This window comes from Aquipseudomonas alcaligenes (assembly GCF_003205495.1).
Taxonomy (GTDB): Bacteria; Pseudomonadota; Gammaproteobacteria; order Pseudomonadales; family Pseudomonadaceae; genus Aquipseudomonas; species Aquipseudomonas alcaligenes_B.
Map to the genome: position 1 here is coordinate 210,484 of NZ_QJRX01000006.1, position 18,122 is coordinate 228,605.

At 68.0% G+C, this 18,122-nt stretch carries 16 protein-coding genes and 1 riboswitch; of the genes, 4 read left to right on the forward strand and 12 right to left on the reverse strand.

The window, feature by feature from the left end; genetic code table 11:
- Positions 1-51: 51 nt before the first annotated feature.
- The 4 genes from DMO17_RS12980 to DMO17_RS12995 form a co-directional block, all read right to left on the reverse strand.
- Positions 52-1,554, reverse strand: a complete 1,503-nt coding sequence (locus DMO17_RS12980) for an alanine/glycine:cation symporter family protein (protein ID WP_110682904.1) — start codon at positions 1,552-1,554, stop codon at positions 52-54.
- A gap of 247 nt (positions 1,555-1,801) precedes the next feature.
- Positions 1,802-2,521, reverse strand: a complete 720-nt coding sequence (locus DMO17_RS12985) for a 16S rRNA (uracil(1498)-N(3))-methyltransferase (protein WP_110682905.1) — start codon at positions 2,519-2,521, stop codon at positions 1,802-1,804.
- A gap of 54 nt (positions 2,522-2,575) precedes the next feature.
- Positions 2,576-3,220 (reverse strand): thiopurine S-methyltransferase, encoded by a 645-nt coding sequence (gene tmpT / locus DMO17_RS12990; RefSeq protein ID WP_110682906.1) that lies wholly within the window; start codon positions 3,218-3,220, stop codon positions 2,576-2,578.
- A gap of 4 nt (positions 3,221-3,224) precedes the next feature.
- A complete protein-coding gene (locus DMO17_RS12995) occupies positions 3,225-4,631 on the reverse strand; it encodes an adenosylmethionine--8-amino-7-oxononanoate transaminase (RefSeq protein WP_110682907.1) in 1,407 nt (468 codons plus the stop codon).
- Between the two features lie 246 nt (positions 4,632-4,877).
- Between DMO17_RS12995 and DMO17_RS13000 the strand changes: the two genes are divergently transcribed.
- Together DMO17_RS13000 and DMO17_RS13005 are read left to right on the forward strand one after the other, a co-directional pair.
- The gene (locus DMO17_RS13000; protein WP_110682908.1) at positions 4,878-5,432 is read left to right on the forward strand and encodes a cytochrome b; all 555 of its coding nucleotides are present in this window, start codon (positions 4,878-4,880) and stop codon (positions 5,430-5,432) included.
- Between the two features lie 18 nt (positions 5,433-5,450).
- Entirely contained in the window at positions 5,451-6,026 is a 576-nt protein-coding gene (locus DMO17_RS13005) for a YceI family protein (RefSeq protein WP_110682909.1), read from the forward strand.
- 109 nt (positions 6,027-6,135) lie between these two features.
- Here DMO17_RS13005 and DMO17_RS13010 read toward each other — a convergent pair whose 3' ends face one another.
- The 4 genes from DMO17_RS13010 to ahcY form a co-directional block, all read right to left on the reverse strand.
- Positions 6,136-7,983 carry a DEAD/DEAH box helicase gene (locus DMO17_RS13010; protein ID WP_181418783.1) on the reverse strand — a complete coding sequence of 616 codons (1,848 nt, stop codon included), beginning with the start codon at positions 7,981-7,983 and terminating at the stop codon, positions 6,136-6,138.
- A 190-nt stretch (positions 7,984-8,173) separates the two neighbouring features.
- Positions 8,174-8,944, reverse strand: coding sequence for a substrate-binding periplasmic protein (locus tag DMO17_RS13015; RefSeq protein ID WP_110682910.1), 771 nt, complete (start codon positions 8,942-8,944; stop codon positions 8,174-8,176).
- Between the two features lie 116 nt (positions 8,945-9,060).
- Complete coding sequence (gene metF / locus DMO17_RS13020) at positions 9,061-9,906, reverse strand: methylenetetrahydrofolate reductase [NAD(P)H] (RefSeq protein WP_110682911.1); 846 nt, start codon at positions 9,904-9,906, stop codon at positions 9,061-9,063.
- Between the two features lie 60 nt (positions 9,907-9,966).
- Positions 9,967-11,358: an adenosylhomocysteinase gene (gene ahcY / locus DMO17_RS13025; RefSeq protein ID WP_258371539.1), complete on the reverse strand. Its 1,392-nt coding sequence runs from the start codon at positions 11,356-11,358 to the stop codon at positions 9,967-9,969.
- Between the two features lie 23 nt (positions 11,359-11,381).
- Positions 11,382-11,470, reverse strand: a riboswitch (S-adenosyl-L-homocysteine riboswitch).
- A gap of 163 nt (positions 11,471-11,633) precedes the next feature.
- Here ahcY and DMO17_RS13030 point away from each other — a divergent pair.
- Complete coding sequence (locus DMO17_RS13030) at positions 11,634-12,083, forward strand: c-type cytochrome (protein ID WP_110682913.1); 450 nt, start codon at positions 11,634-11,636, stop codon at positions 12,081-12,083.
- Here the strand turns inward: DMO17_RS13030 and ligB are convergent.
- The 4 genes from ligB to DMO17_RS13050 all read right to left on the reverse strand — a co-directional run bounded on the left by ligB (position 12,080) and on the right by DMO17_RS13050 (position 17,055).
- On the reverse strand, positions 12,080-13,741 hold the full coding sequence (gene ligB, locus DMO17_RS13035; RefSeq protein ID WP_110682914.1) for an NAD-dependent DNA ligase LigB: 1,662 nt from the start codon (positions 13,739-13,741) through the stop codon (positions 12,080-12,082). The genes DMO17_RS13030 and ligB overlap by 4 nt on opposite strands.
- 177 nt (positions 13,742-13,918) lie before the next feature.
- Positions 13,919-15,109, reverse strand: coding sequence for a methionine adenosyltransferase (gene metK / locus DMO17_RS13040; RefSeq protein WP_110682915.1), 1,191 nt, complete (start codon positions 15,107-15,109; stop codon positions 13,919-13,921).
- Between the two features lie 13 nt (positions 15,110-15,122).
- Positions 15,123-16,118, reverse strand: a complete 996-nt coding sequence (locus tag DMO17_RS13045; protein WP_110682916.1) for an ArsR/SmtB family transcription factor — start codon at positions 16,116-16,118, stop codon at positions 15,123-15,125.
- A 46-nt stretch (positions 16,119-16,164) separates the two neighbouring features.
- Positions 16,165-17,055, reverse strand: a complete 891-nt coding sequence (locus DMO17_RS13050) for a LysR family transcriptional regulator (protein WP_110682917.1) — start codon at positions 17,053-17,055, stop codon at positions 16,165-16,167.
- Positions 17,056-17,166: 111 nt separating this feature from the next.
- Between DMO17_RS13050 and DMO17_RS13055 the strand changes: the two genes are divergently transcribed.
- A partial coding sequence (locus tag DMO17_RS13055) for a TDT family transporter (protein WP_110683034.1) occupies positions 17,167-18,122 on the forward strand: 956 nt, incomplete at its 3' end.

Below are 18,122 nucleotides of genomic sequence, written 5' to 3' on the forward strand. Positions count from 1 at the left end.
GGCAGAAACGAAAAACCCCGCCGCGGCGGGGTTTTTCTTAGCGCTGACGAATCAGCGCTGGCTGTCGACCTGGGCCTTGAGCTCGGCCTGGATTTCGGCCTGCTCCTTGCTCAGGTTGTCCTCGGCACGGTGGCCGCCCCAGTAGTCGGCGTTCTTGATGCCGAGCTTCTCCGGGTGGAACACCGGGTCCTTGCCTTCCTTCTGCTGCGCCTCGTAGTCCTTCAGGCACTTGAAGGCGGTCTTGTGCATCAGCACGATGGCGATGATGTTCAGCCAGGCCATCAGGCCCACGCCGAGGTCGCCCAGGCCCCAGGCCAGGTCGGCGGTCTTCACGGTGCCATAGACGGTGGCGGCGATGATGCCGATCTTCAGCAGCAGGGTCAGCCAGGGGCGATGGACCTTGCGGTTGATATAGGCGATGTTGGTCTCGGCGATGTAGTAGTAGGCCACGATGGTGGTGAAGGCGAAGAAGAACAGTGCCACGGCGACGAAGATGTTGCCGAAGCCCGGCATGATGTTCTCCATGGCCGTCTGCACGTAGCCCGGGCCTGCGGCGACGCCGGCGATGCCGGTGAACAGCGCGCTGCCGTCCGGTGCCTGCACGTTGTACTGACCGGTGATCAGCAGCATGAAGGCGGTGGCGGAGCAGACGAACAGGGTGTCGACATACACCGAGAAGCCCTGCACCAGGCCCTGCTTGGCCGGGTGGCTGACGGCGGCGGCCGAGGAGGCGTGCGGGCCGGTGCCCTGGCCGGCCTCGTTGGAGTATACGCCGCGCTTCACGCCCCACATGATGGCCATGCCGAGGATGGCGCCGAAGCCGGCCTCCAGGCCGAAGGCGCTCTTGAAGATCAGCACGACCACGTCCGGCAGCTTCTCGATGTTCAGCATCACGATGACGCAGGCCACCAGGATGTAGCCCAGGGCCATGAAGGGCACCACGAACTCGGCGAAGCGGGCGATGCGCTTGACCCCGCCGAAGATGATCAGGCCGAGCATGATGGCCAGCACGGCGGCCGTGGTGTTCGGGTGGACGCCCATGGCGGTCTGCACGCTGGAGGCGATGGAGTTGGCCTGTACGCCCGGCAGCAGCAGACCGCAAGCGAAGATGGTGACGATGGCGAAGATCCAGGCGTACCACTTCATGCCCAGGCCGCGCTCGATGTAGAAGGCCGGGCCGCCACGGTACTGGCCGTCGATCTTCTCCTTGTAGACCTGGCCGAGAGTGGACTCGACGAAGGCCGAGCTGGCGCCGAGGAAGGCCACCATCCACATCCAGAACACGGCACCGGGACCGCCGAAGGTGATGGCGGTGGCGACGCCGGCGATGTTGCCGGTACCCACGCGGCCGGCGAGGGTCATGGTCAGGGCCTGGAAGGAGGTGATGCCGTGTTCGTCGGTGCGCCCGGTGAACATCAGGCGGATCATTTCCTTGAAGTGACGGACCTGCAGGAAGCGGCCGCGCAGCGAGAAGTAGAGACCGACGCCGAGGCACAGAAAGATCAGCGCCGGGCTCCAGACCAGCCCGTTGAGTGTGTTGACCAGTTCGTTCATGTAGTGCTCCTAGAGCCTCGGGCCTGCAACGGCTGCCTTGTGGGAAAGCACGGAGCCCGGGCGGGATTGTTATTGGAGTTAGGGCAGGGCGATACGCCTCGACCTCGGCAAGAGCGCAGCGCGGTGGTAGGCCGCCGCTTCGCCCTTGGCGCGCAGAGCATGCCAGAGGTGGACGGGCTTGCCATCCCCTGCAGTCACATCTTGTTACGCCGAGGCGACATTCGACCCGTGCGCAGGCGCCGCTCGGCTAGAAATCGCCCCATAGCTGCTGGGCCACGGCCAGCGCCACCACCGGCGCGGTCTCGGTGCGCAGCACCCGCGGGCCGAGACGGGCGGCGTGGAAGCCGGCGGCCCTGGCCTGCTCGACCTCGGCCTCGCTCAGGCCACCCTCGGGGCCGATCAGGAAGGCCAGGCTCTGCGGCCTGGCATGGCTTTCCAGCGGCGCCGCCACCGGGTGCAGCACCAGTTTCAGTTCGGCTTGCACATGCGCCTGCCACTCGGCCAGGGTGATCGGCGGGTGGATCAGCGGCAGCACCGAGCGCCCGCACTGCTCGCAGGCGCTGATCGCCACCTGGCGCCAGTGGGCCAGGCGCTTGTCGGCGCGCTCGTCCTTCAGGCGCACTTCGCAGCGCTCGGAGACGATCGGGGTGATCTCGCCGACGCCCAGCTCGGTGGCCTTCTGGATCGCCCAGTCCATGCGCTCGCCGCGCGACAGGCCCTGGCCCAGGTGGATGCGCAGGGGCGATTCGGCCTGGCCGGCGAGCTGCTCGCGCAGCTCGACGCGCACGGCCTTCTTGCCCACCTCGATCAGCTCGCCGCGGTATTCCTGGCCGCTGCCGTCGAACAGCTGCACGGCATCGCCCGCGGCATGGCGCAGCACGCGGCCGATATAGTGGGCCTGGGCCTCGGGCAGTTCGAGCTGGCCGAGGGACAGCGAGGCGTCGATGAAGAAGCGGGACAGGCGCATGCAGGAGGTCACCTTGGGAAAGGCGGCTATTTTAAGCGCGTTCGCGCTTTCCGGTCAGGCGCGAGGTTGCAGCCGCCACACCACCTCGTCCGCTGGACACTGCCCCTTGAGGCCACCCGCCAGCGCCTGGCGGGCCAGCTGCTGCAGCTGGTAGCGCTGGCCATACAGCACAGCCAGCTCCTCGGCCGGCACGGCGAAGGGTGGTCCCGGCAGCTGGCTCTGCTGATAGTCGAAGCTGATCAGCAGCTGGGGCGCGCAGGCGCTGATCTCGCTCAGGTGCGCGGCATAGCGCGGGCGCATCGTCGCTGGCAGGGCCACCAGGGCGGCGCGGTCGTAGATCGCGTCCACCGGGCCCAGCAGGTCGCGGCTCAGGGCGAAGATGTCACCGACGAAGACCGTCAGCTCGTCCGTCTCGTAGCGCTTCAGCGCATCGTTCAGCACCTGGATACGCGGCGTCGCGGCCAGTTCGGCGAACAGCTGCTGCACGGCCAGTTCGCTCAGCTCGACACCCACGACCCGGTGGCCGGCGGCGAGCAGCCAGGCGATATCCAGGGTCTTGCCGCACAACGGCAGCAGCAGACGGCTGCCAGGCGGCAGTGCGAGTGCGGCGAAGTGCTCGACCAGCAGCGGGTTGACCTGCGGCTCGTGAAAGCCGATCTGGTTGGTTGCCCAGCGGTTGTGCCAGAACGCGTGTTCCATGGGCTCAGCCCGGGTCGCGGTGGTTGGGGTAGAGGTCGGCCTGCACCGCCACGCTGAGCGACTCGCGGGTGGCGATGTCGATGCCCTCGCTGGCCACCTCGGCGAGGAAGTCGATCTGCTCGGGCGTGATCACATAGGGCGGCAGGAAGTACACCACGCTGCCCAGCGGGCGCAGCAGGGCGCCGCGGCTCAGGGCGTGCTGGTACACCGCCAGGCCGCGGCGCTGCTGCCAGGGGTAGGCGGTCTTGCTTGCCTTGTCCTGCACCATCTCGATGGCCAGGGCCATGCCGGTCTGGCGCACTTCGGCCACATGCGGGTGGTCGGCCAGGTGCGCGGTGGCGCTGGCCATGTGCGCGGCCAGGGCCTGGTTCTTCTCGATAACGTTCTCGTCACGGAAGATATCCAGGGTCGCCAGTGCGGCGGCACAGGCCAGCGGGTTGCCGGTGTAGGTGTGCGAGTGGAGGAAGGCGCGCAGGGTGGCGTAGTCGTCGTAGAAGGCGCCGTACACCTCATCGGTGGTGAGCACTGCGGCCATCGGCAGGTAGCCGCCGGTGAGGGCCTTGGACAGCACCAGGAAGTCCGGGGTGATGCCGGCCTGCTCGCAGGCGAACATGCTGCCGGTGCGGCCGAAGCCGACGGCGATCTCGTCGTGGATCAGGTGCACGCCATAACGGTCGCAGGCTTCGCGCAGCAGTTTGAGGTAGATCGGGTGGTACATGCGCATGCCGCCGGCGCCCTGGATCAGCGGCTCGACGATGACTGCCGCCACTTCATGGGCGTGTTCGGCCAGGGTCTGCTCCATGGCGGCGAACATGCTGCGCGAGTGTTCTTCCCAGGTGGCGCCTTCCGGGCGCAGGTAGCAGTCCGGGCTGGGCACCTTGAGGGTGTCCAGCAGCAGCGCCTTGTAGGTGTCGGTGAACAGCGCCACGTCGCCCACCGACATCGCCGCCACCGTCTCGCCGTGGTAGCTGTTGGTCAGGGTGACGAAGCGCTTCTTGCCGGGCTGGCCGCTGTTGATCCAGTAGTGGTGGCTCATCTTCAGCGCCACCTCGATGCCCGAGGAGCCGTTGTCGGCGTAGAACACCTTGGACAGACCATCCGGGGTGATCTGCACCAGGCGCTCGGACAGCTCGATCACCGGCGCGTGGGTGAAGCCTGCGAGCATCACGTGCTCCAGGCTGTCCAGCTGCTCGCGGATGCGCGCGTTGATGCGCGGGTTGCCGTGGCCGAACACGTTGACCCACCAGGAGCTGACCGCATCCAGGTAGCGCTTGCCGTCGAAGTCCTCCAGCCAGACCCCTTCGCCACGGCGGATCGGGATCAGCGGCAGGCGCTCGTGGTCCTTCATCTGGGTGCAGGGGTGCCACAGCACGGCGAGGTCGCGCTGCATCCACTGGGTGTTCTGGCTCATGTTCGGCTCTCCACATCGAGTGTCGCTGAGACTACCAGAAGGGGCGGGCGGACACGCCGGCGCCCGCTCATCCCCGCGAAAGCGCCGTCCAGAGCCCCGGCGGAGAACCTTGCGGGCATGGCGCGGACTAAGCGGGAGCCTGGCTAACTATCTGTTTGCTCGATATTTCGAAGCGAAAATTTTCGCTTTTCATCGATGTATTTGTCGCTAGGCTGTCTTCCATTCCCACTTCCGGACCTTTTGCATATGCAGTGGCGCAACTCGAACTCCACCTACGGCCTGGTCAGCATCCTGTTGCACTGGCTGGTGGCCCTGGCGGTATTCGGCCTGTTCGGCCTGGGCCTGTGGATGGTCGGGCTGGACTACTACAGCACCTGGTATCGCACCGCGCCGGACCTGCACAAGAGCATCGGCATCCTGCTCTTCGTGGTCATGCTCGGGCGCCTGGCCTGGCGCTTCGTCAGCCCGCCGCCCGCGGCGCCGGCCAGCCATGGCGCGGCGACCCGCCTGGCGTCCAGGGCCGGCCATGCCTTCCTCTACCTGGCCCTGTTCGCCCTGATGCTCAGCGGCTACCTGATTTCCACCGCCGACGGCCGCGGCATCGCCGTGTTCGGTCTGTTCGAGGTGCCGGCCACGCTGACCGGCATCCCCGACCAGGCCGATATCGCCGGCGTCGTCCACGAATACCTCGCCTGGGCCCTGGTGATCTTCGCCGGCCTGCATGCCCTGGCGGCGCTCAAGCACCACTTCATCGACCGTGATGCCACCCTGGTGCGCATGTTCGGTCGCACCGGCAAGTAACCCACAAGGAGACTGTTAATGCTCAAGAAAACCTTCGCCGCCCTGACCCTGGGCGCCGCCCTGTTCGCCGGCCAGGCCATGGCCGCCGACTACGCCATCGACAAGGAAGGCCAGCACGCCTTCATCAACTTCAAGATCAGCCACCTGGGCTACAGCTGGCTGTACGGCACCTTCAAGGACTTCGACGGCAGCTTCAGCTTCGATGCCAAGGCCCCGGAAGCGAGCAAGGTCAAGGTGACCATCAACACCGCCAGCGTCGACTCCAACCATGCCGAGCGCGACAAGCACCTGCGCAGCGGTGATTTCCTCAACGTCGACAAGCACCCGACTGCCACCTTCGAGTCCACCTCGGTGAAGAGCACCGGCGAAGGCACCGCCGACATCACCGGCAACCTGACCCTCAACGGCGTGACCAAGCCGGTGGTGATCGCCGCCAAGTTCCTCGGCGAAGGCAGCGACCCGTGGGGCGGCTACCGTGCCGGCTTCGAGGGCAGCACCAAGCTGAAGCTGAAGGACTTCGACATCCAGAAGGACCTCGGCCCGGCTTCCCAGGAAGTGGAGCTGATCCTTTCGGTCGAGGGCGTTCGCCAGTAATCCCGGATTGCTACGCGTCGGCCTTGGCCGACGCTTGCCAGTCCCGCCGCGCACGCTGTGCGCGCACAAAAAAGCCGGCCCAGGGGCCGGCTTTTTCGTTGCTCGGAGATTACTCCGCCGCTTCGTTCTTGCGCGTCAGCAACGCCGGCTTTTCGCCGCGCGGGCGGCTGTCCTGCAGGCTTTCCAGCTGCTCCAGGGTCGGCAGGCGCTCACCCTTGCGGATGATCAGCGGCTGCTTGGCCGTGCGGCTGTCCTGCACCAGCGGCTCCTGGCGCTCGTAACGCGGCTCCTCGCGACGACCGCCGCCCTGGGCACGCGGACCGCCCTGGCGCTGGCCACGAGCCTGGCCCTGGCCTTGGCGCTGCGCGGGCTTGCCCTGCTTCTGGCCGCCCTGACGAGGGGCACCCTGGCCGCGTGCCTGCCCACCCTGGCCGCGTTGCCCGCCCTGGGCGCCACCCTGGCCACCGCGGCGGGGGTTGCGGCCCTGCGGTTGCGGCTGGGTCGGCACGTAGTCGGCGCGGTTGCCGAAATTGTCGAACTCGTCGTCGAGGAACTCCTCGGGGTCGCGCTCCGGCGGCAGGGCCAGCAGCGGGGCCGGCTGGCTGGCCTGGCGCGGCTGGTTCTGCTGCGGCTGCTGGCCGGCTTCGCCCTTGCCCTTGCCGCGACGACGCTTGCGCTTCTTGCCCTGGCCTTCGCCGGCGGCGCCCTCGGCCTTGGGTTCGTGCTTGGCTTCGTGCCTGGGCTTGTCGGCGCGCGGCTGGCGCTCGGGGCGCGGGCCGCGCGCCTCCGGCTTCTCCACCTCGACGCTGGCCGGGTCGAAGCCCTGCATGTCGCCGTCGGCAATCTTCTGCTTGGTCAGGCGCTCGATGGCCTTGAGCAGCTTCTCCTCGTCCGGCGCCACCAGCGAGATGGCTTCACCACTGCGCCCGGCCCGGCCGGTACGGCCGATGCGGTGGACGTAATCTTCCTCGACGTTGGGCAGCTCGTAGTTGACCACGTGCGGCAGCTGGTCGATGTCCAGGCCGCGGGCGGCGATGTCGGTGGCCACCAGGATGCGCACCTGGTTGGCCTTGAAGTCGGCCAGGGCCTTGGTCCGTGCGTTCTGGCTCTTGTTGCCGTGGATCGCGGCGGCCGGCAGGCCGTGCTTGTCCAGATACTCGGCCAGGCGGTTGGCGCCGTGCTTGGTGCGGGTGAACACCAGCACCTGCTCCCAGGCGCCGACGGTCACCAGGTGCGCCAGCAGGGCGCGCTTGTGCGTGGCCGGCAGGCGGAACACGCGCTGCTCGATGCGCTCGACCGTAGTGTTCGGCGGGGTGACCTCGATGCGCTCGGGGTTGTGCAGCAGCTTGCCGGCGAGGTCGGTGATGTCCTTGGAGAAGGTCGCCGAGAACAGCAGGTTCTGCCGTTGCGCCGGCAGGCGCGCGAGGACCTTCTTCACGTCGTGGATGAAGCCCATGTCGAGCATGCGGTCGGCTTCGTCGAGGACCAGGATCTCCACGCGGGAGAGGTCGACGCTACCCTGGCCGGCCAGGTCGAGCAGGCGGCCGGGGCAGGCCACCAGCACGTCGACGCCCTTGGCCAGGGCCTGCACCTGCGGGTTCATGCCGACGCCGCCGAAGATGCAGGCGCTGACGAATTTCAGGTCGCGGGCGTAGATCTTGAAGCTGTCGTGCACCTGGGCCGCCAGCTCGCGGGTCGGCGTCAGCACCAGCACGCGCGGCTGCTTGGGGCCGTGGCGGTGTTCGCGGTCCGGGTGGCCGCCGGGGAACAGGCGTTCCAGAATCGGCAGGGCGAAGCCTGCGGTTTTACCAGTACCCGTCTGGGCGGCGACCATCAGGTCGCGACCTTGCAACACGGCGGGGATGGCCCGCTGTTGCACCGGAGTGGGCTGGGCGTAACCGGCGGCTTCTACGGCGCCGGCCAATGCCTCGGAGAGACCGAGGGAAACAAAGGACATGTGTGATCCTGTCTATATGGGGCGAAGGCCCGATGGGGGAAGCTGCCTGGCTTGAATCGCTCGTGCTGAGTGATCCCGTCCGGTACTGCTGGGCGATGGGTTGCCGAGCATCCGGGCGCAAGCCTGGCGGGAGTCCGGAGTATAACAGAGCAAGACGGTGGCGCCGCTAGCTGCCCGTCGGCGGTTTTTCTCAATACTTGGCGGCGATCGGCGCGTTGGCCGGTTCGGCGTAGCGTGCCTGCAGGCGGGCGTAGGCCATTTCGCGCTTGAAGCGGCGCAGTTCGGCGGCGAAGCGCGCGGCCAGCTCCTGCAGTTGCGGGGTGCGGCGCAAGGCCAGGTACATACGGTCGCTGCCCAGCGCCTTGCGGTTGTAGCCGAGCTGGTTGCCCAGGCCCAGCTGCGCGGCCAGATACAGCCCGGCGCGGCGGTCGTTGACCACCAGGTCGACGCGCTGGCGCAACAGCTTGCCCAGGTTGGCCTCGTGGGACGGTGCCTCCTCGCGGCTGAACAGGCGCGAGTCGCGGAAGGTCTGATCGTTGTACCAGTAGCCGGGCGAGGTGCCGATCACCAGGTCGCGCAGATCCTCCAGCGAGCGGTAGGGGTAGGGCCGGCTGCGGGCGTGGAACAGGACGAACTCGACTTCCGACAGCGGCTCCTCGACGAACAGCATCTGCGCCTCGCGCTCGGGGATGCGGAAGATGTCGAGGATGCCGTCCGCCTGGCCCTGTTCGAAAGCCAGCAGGCAGCGCTTCCAGGGCAGGAACTGCCACTCGGCTTCGACGCCCAGGCGGCGCAGCACTTCGGCGCTGATCTCGTAGTCGAGCCCGCGCGGCTGGCCGTTCGCTTCAAAGACGTAGGGCGCCCAGGCCTCGGTGACGATGCGCAGTGGCTCCGCCCGGGCGGCATGGGCGAGGCAGCTGAGCAAGAGAATGGCAATAAAATGGCGCTGGAATACTGGCATATAGCCAGGGTAATCGTCTTGCGCCTGGTTGAAAAGTGACCGGACGGTCTATTGATCGGGTGAATGGGCAAGAAAAAGCCGGGGCATGCCCCGGCTTCTTGGTGTTGCAGGCCCCGTCAGCGGGGGAGTTTCAGGTTGTTCCAGATCGCCAGGCTCGGCTCGGCCTGGTTCAGGGTGTAGAAGTGCAGGCCCGGGGCGCCGCCGGCGAGCAGGCGCTCGCACATCTCGGTGACCACCTGCTCGCCGAACGCCTGGATGCTCTCCAGGTCGTCGCCGTAGGCTTCCAGCTGCTTGCGGATCCAGCGTGGGATCTCGGCGCCGCAGGCGTCGGAGAAGCGCGCCAGCTTGCTGTAGTTGGTGATCGGCATGATGCCCGGCACGATCGGAAGTGTGACGCCCAGCTTGCGCACGCGCTCGACGAAGTAGAAGTAGCAGTCGGCGCTGAAGAAGTACTGGGTGATGGCGCTGTCGGCGCCGGCCTGGCACTTGCGCACGAAGTTCTTCAGGTCGTCCTCGTAGCTGCGGGCCTGCGGGTGCACTTCCGGGTAGGCCGCCACCTCGATGTGGAAGTGGTCGCCGGTTTCGCTGCGGATGAACTCCACCAGCTCGTTGGCATAGCGCAGCTCGCCGCTGGCCATGCCCATGCCGGACGGCAGGTCGCCGCGCAGGGCGACGATGCGCTTGATCCCGGAGTTCTTGTACTGGCTGAGCAGGCTGCGCAGCTCGGCCTTGTTGTCACCGACGCAGGACAGGTGCGGCGCGGTCGGCACGCCGACATCGCCATCGAGCTGCAGCACGGTGTTGAGGGTGCGGTCGCGGGTCGAGCCGCCTGCGCCATAGGTGCAGGAGAAGAAGTCCGGCTTGTAGCCGGCCAGCTGGCGCGCGACGTTGAGCAGTTTTTCATGCCCGGCTTCGGTCTTGGTGGGGAAGAACTCGAAGCTGTAACGGCGTTCTTGAGACATGGATTCGGTCCTTGCAGACGCGCGGAGGGCGGGCCGTCGCCGGCCCGCCCTCGCGGTGCATCAGTAGCGGTAGCTGTCGGGCTTGAACGGGCCTTCGACGGTCACGCCGATGTACTCGGCCTGCTTGGCGGTCAGCTGGGTGACCACGCCGCCGAAGCCCTTGACCATCTCCAGCGCCACTTCCTCGTCGAGCTTCTTCGGCAGCACCTCGACGGTAATGCGTTTGGCCTTCTCGGCGGCCGGCAGGTTGGCGAAGCCGGCACCGTACAGGTGGATCTGCGCCAGCACCTGGTTGGCGAAGGATCCGTCCATGATCCGGCTCGGGTGGCCGGTGGCGTTGCCCAGGTTCACCAGGCGGCCTTCGGCCAGCAGGATCAGGTAGTCGTCGTTGGTCGGGTCGACGGTCTTGCCGGTGCGGTGGATCTTGTGCACCTGCGGCTTGACCTCTTCCCAGCCCCAGTTGGCGCGCATGAAGGCGGTGTCGATCTCGTTGTCGAAGTGGCCGATGTTGCACACCACGGCGCGCTTCTTCAGCGCCTTGAGCATGTGGGCGTCGCACACGTTGACGTTGCCGGTGGTGGTGACGATCAGGTCGATCTTGCCCAGCAGGGCCTTGTCGATGCTCGCCTCGCTGCCGTCGTTGAGGCCGTTCAGGTAGGGCGAGACCACTTCGAAGCCGTCCATGCAGGCCTGCATGGCGCAGATCGGGTCGATCTCGGTGACCTTGACGATCATGCCTTCCTGGCGCAGCGACTGCGCCGAGCCCTTGCCCACGTCGCCGTAGCCGATCACCAGGGCCTGCTTGCCGGACAGCAGGTGGTCGGTGCCGCGCTTGATGGCGTCGTTGAGGCTGTGGCGGCAGCCGTACTTGTTGTCGTTCTTGCTCTTGGTCACCGAGTCGTTGACGTTGATCGCCGGGACTTTCAGGGTGCCGGCCTTGAGCATGTCGAGCAGACGGTGCACGCCGGTGGTGGTTTCCTCGGTGATGCCGTGGATCTTGTCCAGCATGGCCGGGTAGCGCTCGTGGATGATCTGGGTCAGGTCGCCGCCGTCGTCCAGGATCATGTTGGCGTCCCACGGCTTACCGTCCTTGAGGATGGTCTGCTCGATGCACCACTCGTACTCCTCCTCGGTCTCGCCCTTCCAGGCGAACACCGGGATGCCGGCGGCGGCGATGGCGGCGGCGGCCTGGTCCTGGGTGGAGAAGATGTTGCAGCTGGACCAGCGCACTTCGGCGCCCAGGGCGATCAGGGTCTCGATCAGCACGCCGGTCTGGATGGTCATGTGGATGCAGCCGATGATCTTGGCACCCTTCAGCGGCTGGCTGGCGGCGTACTTGCGGCGCAGGCCCATCAGTGCCGGCATCTCGGACTCGGCGATGATCAGTTCCTTGCGGCCCCAGTCGGCCAGGGAAATGTCGGCGACCTTGTAATCGGTAAAAGCAGCGCTCATGCGAAAGCTCTCCATTCGTTGTCTGCGAATGGGCGCCGTTGATGCGTTTGGGTAACGCCCCATCCGAGCCTGACAGGCGGTCTTTCGGCCTGCTGCAGCGCCCCTCGGACGGGTGGCGGGCATGACCGGGCGGAGCCGGTCATGTGAAGCCCGGCGATTATAGCCATCCCGGCGCCTCAGCCCAAGGTCTTCCGTCGTGCGACAGCCTGGCGCTTGGCGAGCGAAGGGTGGACTGGCAATACTGTCGCCCCTTTCGTCCCTGACTGGCTGTAGATATGAAGTCGAAACTGCTCCTTGGCCTGCTGGCTGTGACCCTGCTGGCCGGCTGCGACCGGGTCGATCCCAATTCGCCGCTGGGCAAGCGCCAGGCCCTGTTCGAAGAGATGCTGCGCACCAGCGAAGACCTCGGTGGCATGCTGCGCGGGCGCCTGAGTTTCAACGAGCAGCGCTTCGCCGCGGGCGCGGTCAAGCTCGACGAGTTGTCGCGTCAGCCCTGGCAGCACTTCCCGCAGGTGCGCGAGAGCGACGGCGACAGCCAGGCGCGCGATGAGGTGTGGCAGCGCCAGGAGCGCTTCCAGCAGCTGGCGCGGGAGCTGGAAGCCGCCACCGCCGAGCTGCGCGGCGCGGCCCAGGTCAAGCCGCTGCAGGCGCGCGCGCTGGAGGCGCCGGTGGCCAAGGTCGAGGCGGCCTGCAAGGCCTGCCACGAAGAGTTCCGCATCTACTAGAAACCTTCGATGCCGCTGCGCTGCAGTTGCTCGCGCAACTGCAGCACCTGCGGGTGGCGGAAGAAGGCTGCCAGCTGGGCGGCGCGGGTCGGGCCCACGCCGGCATAGGCATCCCAGTCTTTCACCTCGCGTGCCGCCAGCGTCGTCCAGTCGCCCTGCAGCGGCGCCGAGCCGCTGGGCGGCAGGCCCAGGGCGCGCAGCCATTGTGCGAAGGGGCGTTGCCGGGCGCTGGCGAAACTGGCGGACAGGCTGGCCGCGCTGCGCTGGCCGAAGCCCGGGCGGCGGGCCAATTCGCTCTCCTGCAGCGCCAGCCAGTCCAGCAGCCCCTGCAGCCGCAGCTTTTCCCAAGTCCCGGCGCCGACGCCGGGCAGCGCCAGGCCCTGCCTGCCGCCCAGCCAGTGCAGGCGCGCGGCGAACTGGCTTTCGCAGCCGGGTGTCGGCCGAAAGCAGCTGAAGGCGTGGTGCTGCGCCGGGTCCGGCACCTGTAGTTGTGTGCGCTGCTGGCTGCGCCAGACCACGGCGTCCAGGCGCGGGATGGTCAGGCCGGCGAGGGCGATGGCGACCTGGTCGCCGGGGCGTACATCCAGCTCGTGCCAGCGCTGCAGCGATCCGAGGCTAACGCGACGCACCTCGCGTCCATCCAGTTCGACCGCTTGTAGCTGCAGCAGCGGGGTGATGCGCCCGGTGCGGCCGATCTGGAACTGCACGGCGTGCACCTCGGCCAGGGCCTGGCGTGGCGGGTATTTCCAGGCCGCGGCCCAGCTCGGCGGTTCGGCGACCCAGCCTGTGCCGGCCGGGCGCTGGCCCTGGCGCAGCACCACGCCGTCGCTGGCGAAGGGCAGCTCGGCGCGATACCAGCGCTCGCGCCACTGGCCGGCTTGCTCCGCCGTGCGCAGCGGCAGGGTCAGCGCGACGCTGTCAGTGAAGCCCATGGCGTGCAGGCCCTGCAGGCGCTCGGTCATGCTCGCTGGGCCGTTCGGCCAGTCCCAGACGAACAGACCGATCCGTGCCGCGCGCTGCCTATCCAGCTGGCCGCGGGCCATGGCGCCGGCGACCAGGCCGCGTGCGTTGGCGCCGCCGTCGCGGGCCTGCACGTGGCCGGGCAGGCGCCAGTACAGCTCGCCCTGCAGGATCAGTTCGCCGCTGTGCGGCAGACGCTGCGGAATGGCCGCGAGCAGGCGCGCGCGGGTCGTCCAGTCCTGGCCGCTGCGGCCGTCGCCGCGGCTGATCGCCTGCTGCAGGCGGCCAGCGCGATAGACCAGGGTGACGGCCACGCCGTCGACCTTGGGCTGAATCCACAGGTCGTCGCGCCCGGCCATCCAGGCGCGCACGGCATCTGCGTCGCGCAACTTGGCCAGGCCGGTCTGCGCCACCGGATGGGCAACGGGGCCGCCGGCGCCCTGCAGTGGGGCGCCGGCCGTCGTGGCCTCGGCGGGGAAGCAGGCTTGCCAGTCCTCCAGGCGCTGGCGCGACTGGTCGTAGAGTTCGTCGCTGATCGGCGAGCGGCCCTGGCGGTGATAGGCGTCGTCCCAGTCGGCGAGCTGCGCGGCGAGTGCCGCCAGTTCCCGGCGGGCCTGCTCGGCGGACCAGTCGGGGCATGGCGCGGCGAGACAGTCAAAGGCGAACGGCAGCAGCGACAGCGTGATCCAGCGTGGCATGGGAGCATCCTTGCTCGATGGTGACCAGGGCTAGCCTAGCCGCCCACAGACGAATCTGCCGGTCGCCGAGTGGGGCGGGTGAAACCCGCGTGGCCCAGTCGCGGGTTGCGCCCTCCCTACAGATTGCCCAACAAAAAGCCCCGCACGGGGCGGGGCTTTTTGCATTGCCGGTGACCCTTACAGGCCGGCGGCGGCGCGCAGGGCCTCGACCTTGTCGGTCTTTTCCCAGGTGAAGGTGCTGAAGGTGTCGTTGCCGACGGTCTTCTGCTCCGGGGTGCGGCCGAAGTGGCCGTAGGCCGCGGTGTCGCGGTACATCGGATGGAGCAGGTCGAGCATCTTGGTGATGGCGTACGGACGTAGGTCGAACACTTCGCGCACCAGCTTGATGATGGTGTCCTCGCTGACCTTGTTGGTGCCGAAGGTGTTGATCGAGATGGAGGTCGGCTGGGCCACGCCGATGGCGTAGGACACCTGGATCTCGCAGCGCTCGGCCAGGCCCGCGGCGACGATGTTCTTGGCCACGTAGCGGCCGGCGTAGGCGGCCGAACGGTCGACCTTGGACGGGTCCTTGCCGGAGAAGGCGCCGCCGCCGTGGCGGGCCATGCCGCCGTAGGAGTCGACGATGATCTTGCGCCCGGTCAGGCCGCAGTCGCCCACCGGGCCGCCGATCACGAAGTTGCCGGTCGGGTTGATGTGGAACTGGGTGTCCTTGTGCAGCAGCTCGGCCGGCAGGGTGTGCTTGATGATCAGCTCCATCACCGCTTCACGCAGGTCGGGCAGTGCGACGTCCGGGCTGTGCTGGGTGGACAGCACCACGGCGTCGATGCCGACCACCTTGCCGTGCTCGTAGCGGCAGGTGACCTGGCTCTTGGCATCCGGGCGCAGCCACGGCAGCAGGCCGGACTTGCGCGCCTCGGCCTGGCGCTCGACCAGGCGGTGCGAGAAGCAGATCGGTGCCGGCATCAGCACGTCGGTCTCGTTGCTGGCGTAGCCGAACATCAGGCCCTGGTCGCCGGCGCCCTGGTCTTCCGGCTTGGCGCGGTCGACACCCTGGTTGATGTCCGGGGACTGCTTGCCAATGATGTTCATCACGCCGCAGGTGGCGCCGTCGAAGCCGACGTCGGAGCTGGTGTAGCCGATGTCGCAGATCACGTCGCGGACGATCTGCTCGAGGTCGACCCAGGCGCTGGTGGTGACTTCGCCGGCGACGATGGCAACGCCGGTCTTGACCAGGGTCTCCACGGCCACGCGGGCGTGCTTGTCCTGGGCGATGATGGCGTCGAGGACGGCATCGGAAATCTGGTCGGCGATCTTGTCCGGGTGGCCTTCGGACACGGATTCGGAGGTAAACAGGGAGTATTCGCTCATTTCAAAATCCTATTCATACCTGGGTTTGCTTCGCATCCGGCTTGGCGAAGTGCCGTACCTGAATCTGAAAGCCGTTCTTGAGGCCCACATAGAGGCTCTCGCCGGGCGTGAGCCCCGCGGCATCGGCCCAGCGGGCCAGATCTTCCTGTTCGAAGCCGAGCCAGAGATCGCCGCAGGCCGTCCTGGCCCAGCTCTGGTCATGGCTGCACAACTCGGTGATCAGCAGGCTGCCGGTCGGTCTGACCAGGCGTGCCAGCTGCTTCAGCGCCTCGGCCGGGGCGGCGAAATGGTGCAGCACCATGTTCACCACCACGCAGTCGGCGGCGTCGATCTCGTCGTTGAGGGCATCGGCGAGCTTGAGCTCGACATTGCCCAGTCGTTCTTCATTGCAGCGCTGGCGCGCCAGCTCCAGCATCGCCGGGCTGTTGTCCAGCGCCACCACGTGGCGGAAGCGTCGCGCCAGCTCCGGCAGGAAGCCACCGTCGCCGGGGCCGACTTCCAGCGCCGTGCTGCCGGCGGCGAAGCCCAGCGCATCGAGCAGGGCCAGCACGCTGTCGCGGTACTGCGGCAGACCGGCGATCAGGTCCTGCTGGGCCTGGAACTTGTCCGCCGCGCGGGCGAAGAAGTCGCGGCTGGCGGCGGCGCGCTGGGCGTGCACGGCGGCGATGCGCGCCTCGACTTCGGCCGGTAGCTGCAGGCCGTCGACCTCCGTCAGCAGCGCGCCGTGCAGGGTGCCGCCGAGCAGCTCGCCCTGCGACAGAGCGCGGCGGTAGAACACCGCGTTGCCTTCGCGGCGCGTCGCCACCAGGCCGGCCTGGGCCAGCACCTTGAGGTGGTGGCTCATGCCCGACTGGCCGATGGCGAAGATCTGCGCCAGTTCCAGCACGCCGAACGAGTCGTTGGCCAGCGCGCGCAGCACGTTCAGGCGCAGCGGATCGCCGCCAGCCTTGCACAGGGCAGCCAGTTCGTCGGCAGGCTCGAAGCGGAGCTGGGGCACGCGCATATTCATAGGGGCGGCAGTCTAGTCGCTCACTTTTCATCCAGCAACAGCAATATCAAAAAGTTTTGATATTGCCTTCGATGAGCTGCAGGAAGGCGGCCGGCGCGGGGTTGAGCTGGCTGCCGCGACGCCAGAGCACGTGCAGGTCGCGCTCGATCTGCAGGTCGCGCACGTCGAGCTGCACCAGGCGGCCATCGGCCAGCTCGTCCTCGACCACCAGCTGCGACAGCCAGGCGATGCCGCGCCCGCCGGCAATCAGGCGCTTGAGCGGTTCGGTGCCGCCGCCGACCATGGCCGCCCGCGCCTCCAGGCCGAGCTCGGCGTAGGCCTGCTCGATGCTGGCGCGGGCGCCGGAGCCGGGCTCGCGCAGGTACAGCTCGTGCGCCTGCAGTTCGGCCATGCGCAGGTCGCGGCGGCCGGCCAGCGGATGGGCGGGGCCGGCCACCGGCAGCAGGCGGTCGCGGGCCAGCAGGTGATGGGCGTAGTCGGCGGCGGGGAAGGGACCCTCGACGAAACCCAGGCTGATCAGCGCGTCGTCCAGCTGCTGCAGCACTTCACGGGTGTTGCTCACCTGCAGGCTAATGAAGACGCCGGGATGCTCCGCACGAAAGTGGTTCAGCAGTGGCGGCAGCCAGTAGGCGCCGAGGGTGGCGCTGGCGCCGAGAGCCAGTTCGCCATGGCCGAGCCCAGCCAGGTCGCGCAGGTCGCGTTCGGCGGCCTGCTCGAGGGCGAAGATGCGCTCGGCGAACTGCAGCAGGCGCTGACCGCCCTCGGTCGGCTTGACCCCGCGCGGGTGGCGGTCGAACAGGGCCAGGCCGAGGCTGGCTTCCAGCTCGCGGATCTCCCGGGTCACCGCCGGCTGGCTGATGTGCAGACGCTGAGCGCCGGCGCTGATGCTGCCGGCCTCGGCGACGGCGAGGAAGACCTTGAGGTGGTGCAGGTTCATGGGGATATGGCATGCATAAAAAGTATGTATTGCATGCTGAATATGTATTTTTCATATGGCAAGCGCCTCTCTAGCCTTGGCAGCCTCTTGTTGCTGCCTGCCGTGATACCCATGCCGCGCCCCTTCACCCGTCTGCCCGAACCCTGGGCCTTCGTCCGTCACTTCACCCCCAACTGGTTCGCCATGACCATGGGCACCGGCGTACTCGCCCTGGTGATCGCCCACCTGCCCTGGAGCCTGCCGGGGCAGCTGGCCCTGGCCGAGGCCCTGTGGCTGTTCGCCGTGCTGCTCTTCGCGGTGTTCAGCCTGCTGTTCCTGGCCCGTGCACTGCTGTTTCGCGACACCCTGTGGCCGATGCTGCTGCACCCGGTGCAGTCGATGTTCCTTGGCGCCATTCCCATGGGCCTGGCCATGCTGATCGGCGGCCTGGTGCAATTCGGCCCGGCACGCTGGGGCGACGGCGTGTATGCGCTGGCGCATGCCCTCTGGTGGCTGGATGCGGCCATGGCCCTGGGCAGCGCCTTGCTGGTGCCCTACCTGATGTTTACCCGGCAGAGCCATGCGCTGGAGAAGATGACCGCCGTGTGGCTGCTGCCGATCGTCGCGCCGGAGGTGGCGGCCGGCGCCGGTGGCGCGCTGATGCCGCACCTGGACCCGGCATCCGCGCGCCTGGTACTGGTGGTCGGCTTCATCCTCTGGGGCATGTCGCTGGCCCTGGCCTTCTCGCTGATCACCCTGGTGCTGCTGCGCCTGGCCCTGCACAAGCTGCCGGACACCGACTTCGCTGCCACCAGCTGGCTGCCGCTGGGGCCGCTGGCCACCGGCTGCCTGGGCCTGTTGAGCATGGGCCAGGCGGCGCCGGCGGCCTTCGCCGGCACCGCGCTGGCCGGCGCCGCCGAGATCGTCCACGGCTTCGGCCTGGTCGGCGGCCTGGCGCTCTGGGGCGCGGGGCTGTGGTGGCTGGTCATCGCCGTCCTGTTCACCCGCCACTACATCCGCGACAACATGCCGTTCAACCTCGGCTGGTGGGGCTTCACCTTCCCGCTCGGGGTATTCGCCCTGGCCAC

Bases quoted from the DNA above. Each gene is read 5' to 3' on its own strand.
- DMO17_RS12980 (WP_110682904.1), bottom strand. From the start codon at position 1,554: ATGAACGAACTGGTCAACACACTCAACGGGCTGGTCTGGAGCCCGGCG.
- DMO17_RS12985 (WP_110682905.1), bottom strand. From the start codon at position 2,521: ATGCGCCTGTCCCGCTTCTTCATCGACGCCTCGCTGTCCCTCGGCCAG.
- tmpT (WP_110682906.1), bottom strand. From the start codon at position 3,220: ATGGAACACGCGTTCTGGCACAACCGCTGGGCAACCAACCAGATCGGC.
- DMO17_RS12995 (WP_110682907.1), bottom strand. From the start codon at position 4,631: ATGAGCCAGAACACCCAGTGGATGCAGCGCGACCTCGCCGTGCTGTGG.
- DMO17_RS13000 (WP_110682908.1), top strand. From the start codon at position 4,878: ATGCAGTGGCGCAACTCGAACTCCACCTACGGCCTGGTCAGCATCCTG.
- DMO17_RS13005 (WP_110682909.1), top strand. From the start codon at position 5,451: ATGCTCAAGAAAACCTTCGCCGCCCTGACCCTGGGCGCCGCCCTGTTC.
- DMO17_RS13010 (WP_181418783.1), bottom strand. From the start codon at position 7,983: ATGTCCTTTGTTTCCCTCGGTCTCTCCGAGGCATTGGCCGGCGCCGTA.
- DMO17_RS13015 (WP_110682910.1), bottom strand. From the start codon at position 8,944: ATGCCAGTATTCCAGCGCCATTTTATTGCCATTCTCTTGCTCAGCTGC.
- metF (WP_110682911.1), bottom strand. From the start codon at position 9,906: ATGTCTCAAGAACGCCGTTACAGCTTCGAGTTCTTCCCCACCAAGACC.
- ahcY (WP_258371539.1), bottom strand. From the start codon at position 11,358: ATGAGCGCTGCTTTTACCGATTACAAGGTCGCCGACATTTCCCTGGCC.
- DMO17_RS13030 (WP_110682913.1), top strand. From the start codon at position 11,634: ATGAAGTCGAAACTGCTCCTTGGCCTGCTGGCTGTGACCCTGCTGGCC.
- ligB (WP_110682914.1), bottom strand. From the start codon at position 13,741: ATGCCACGCTGGATCACGCTGTCGCTGCTGCCGTTCGCCTTTGACTGT.
- metK (WP_110682915.1), bottom strand. From the start codon at position 15,109: ATGAGCGAATACTCCCTGTTTACCTCCGAATCCGTGTCCGAAGGCCAC.
- DMO17_RS13045 (WP_110682916.1), bottom strand. From the start codon at position 16,118: ATGAATATGCGCGTGCCCCAGCTCCGCTTCGAGCCTGCCGACGAACTG.
- DMO17_RS13050 (WP_110682917.1), bottom strand. From the start codon at position 17,055: ATGAACCTGCACCACCTCAAGGTCTTCCTCGCCGTCGCCGAGGCCGGC.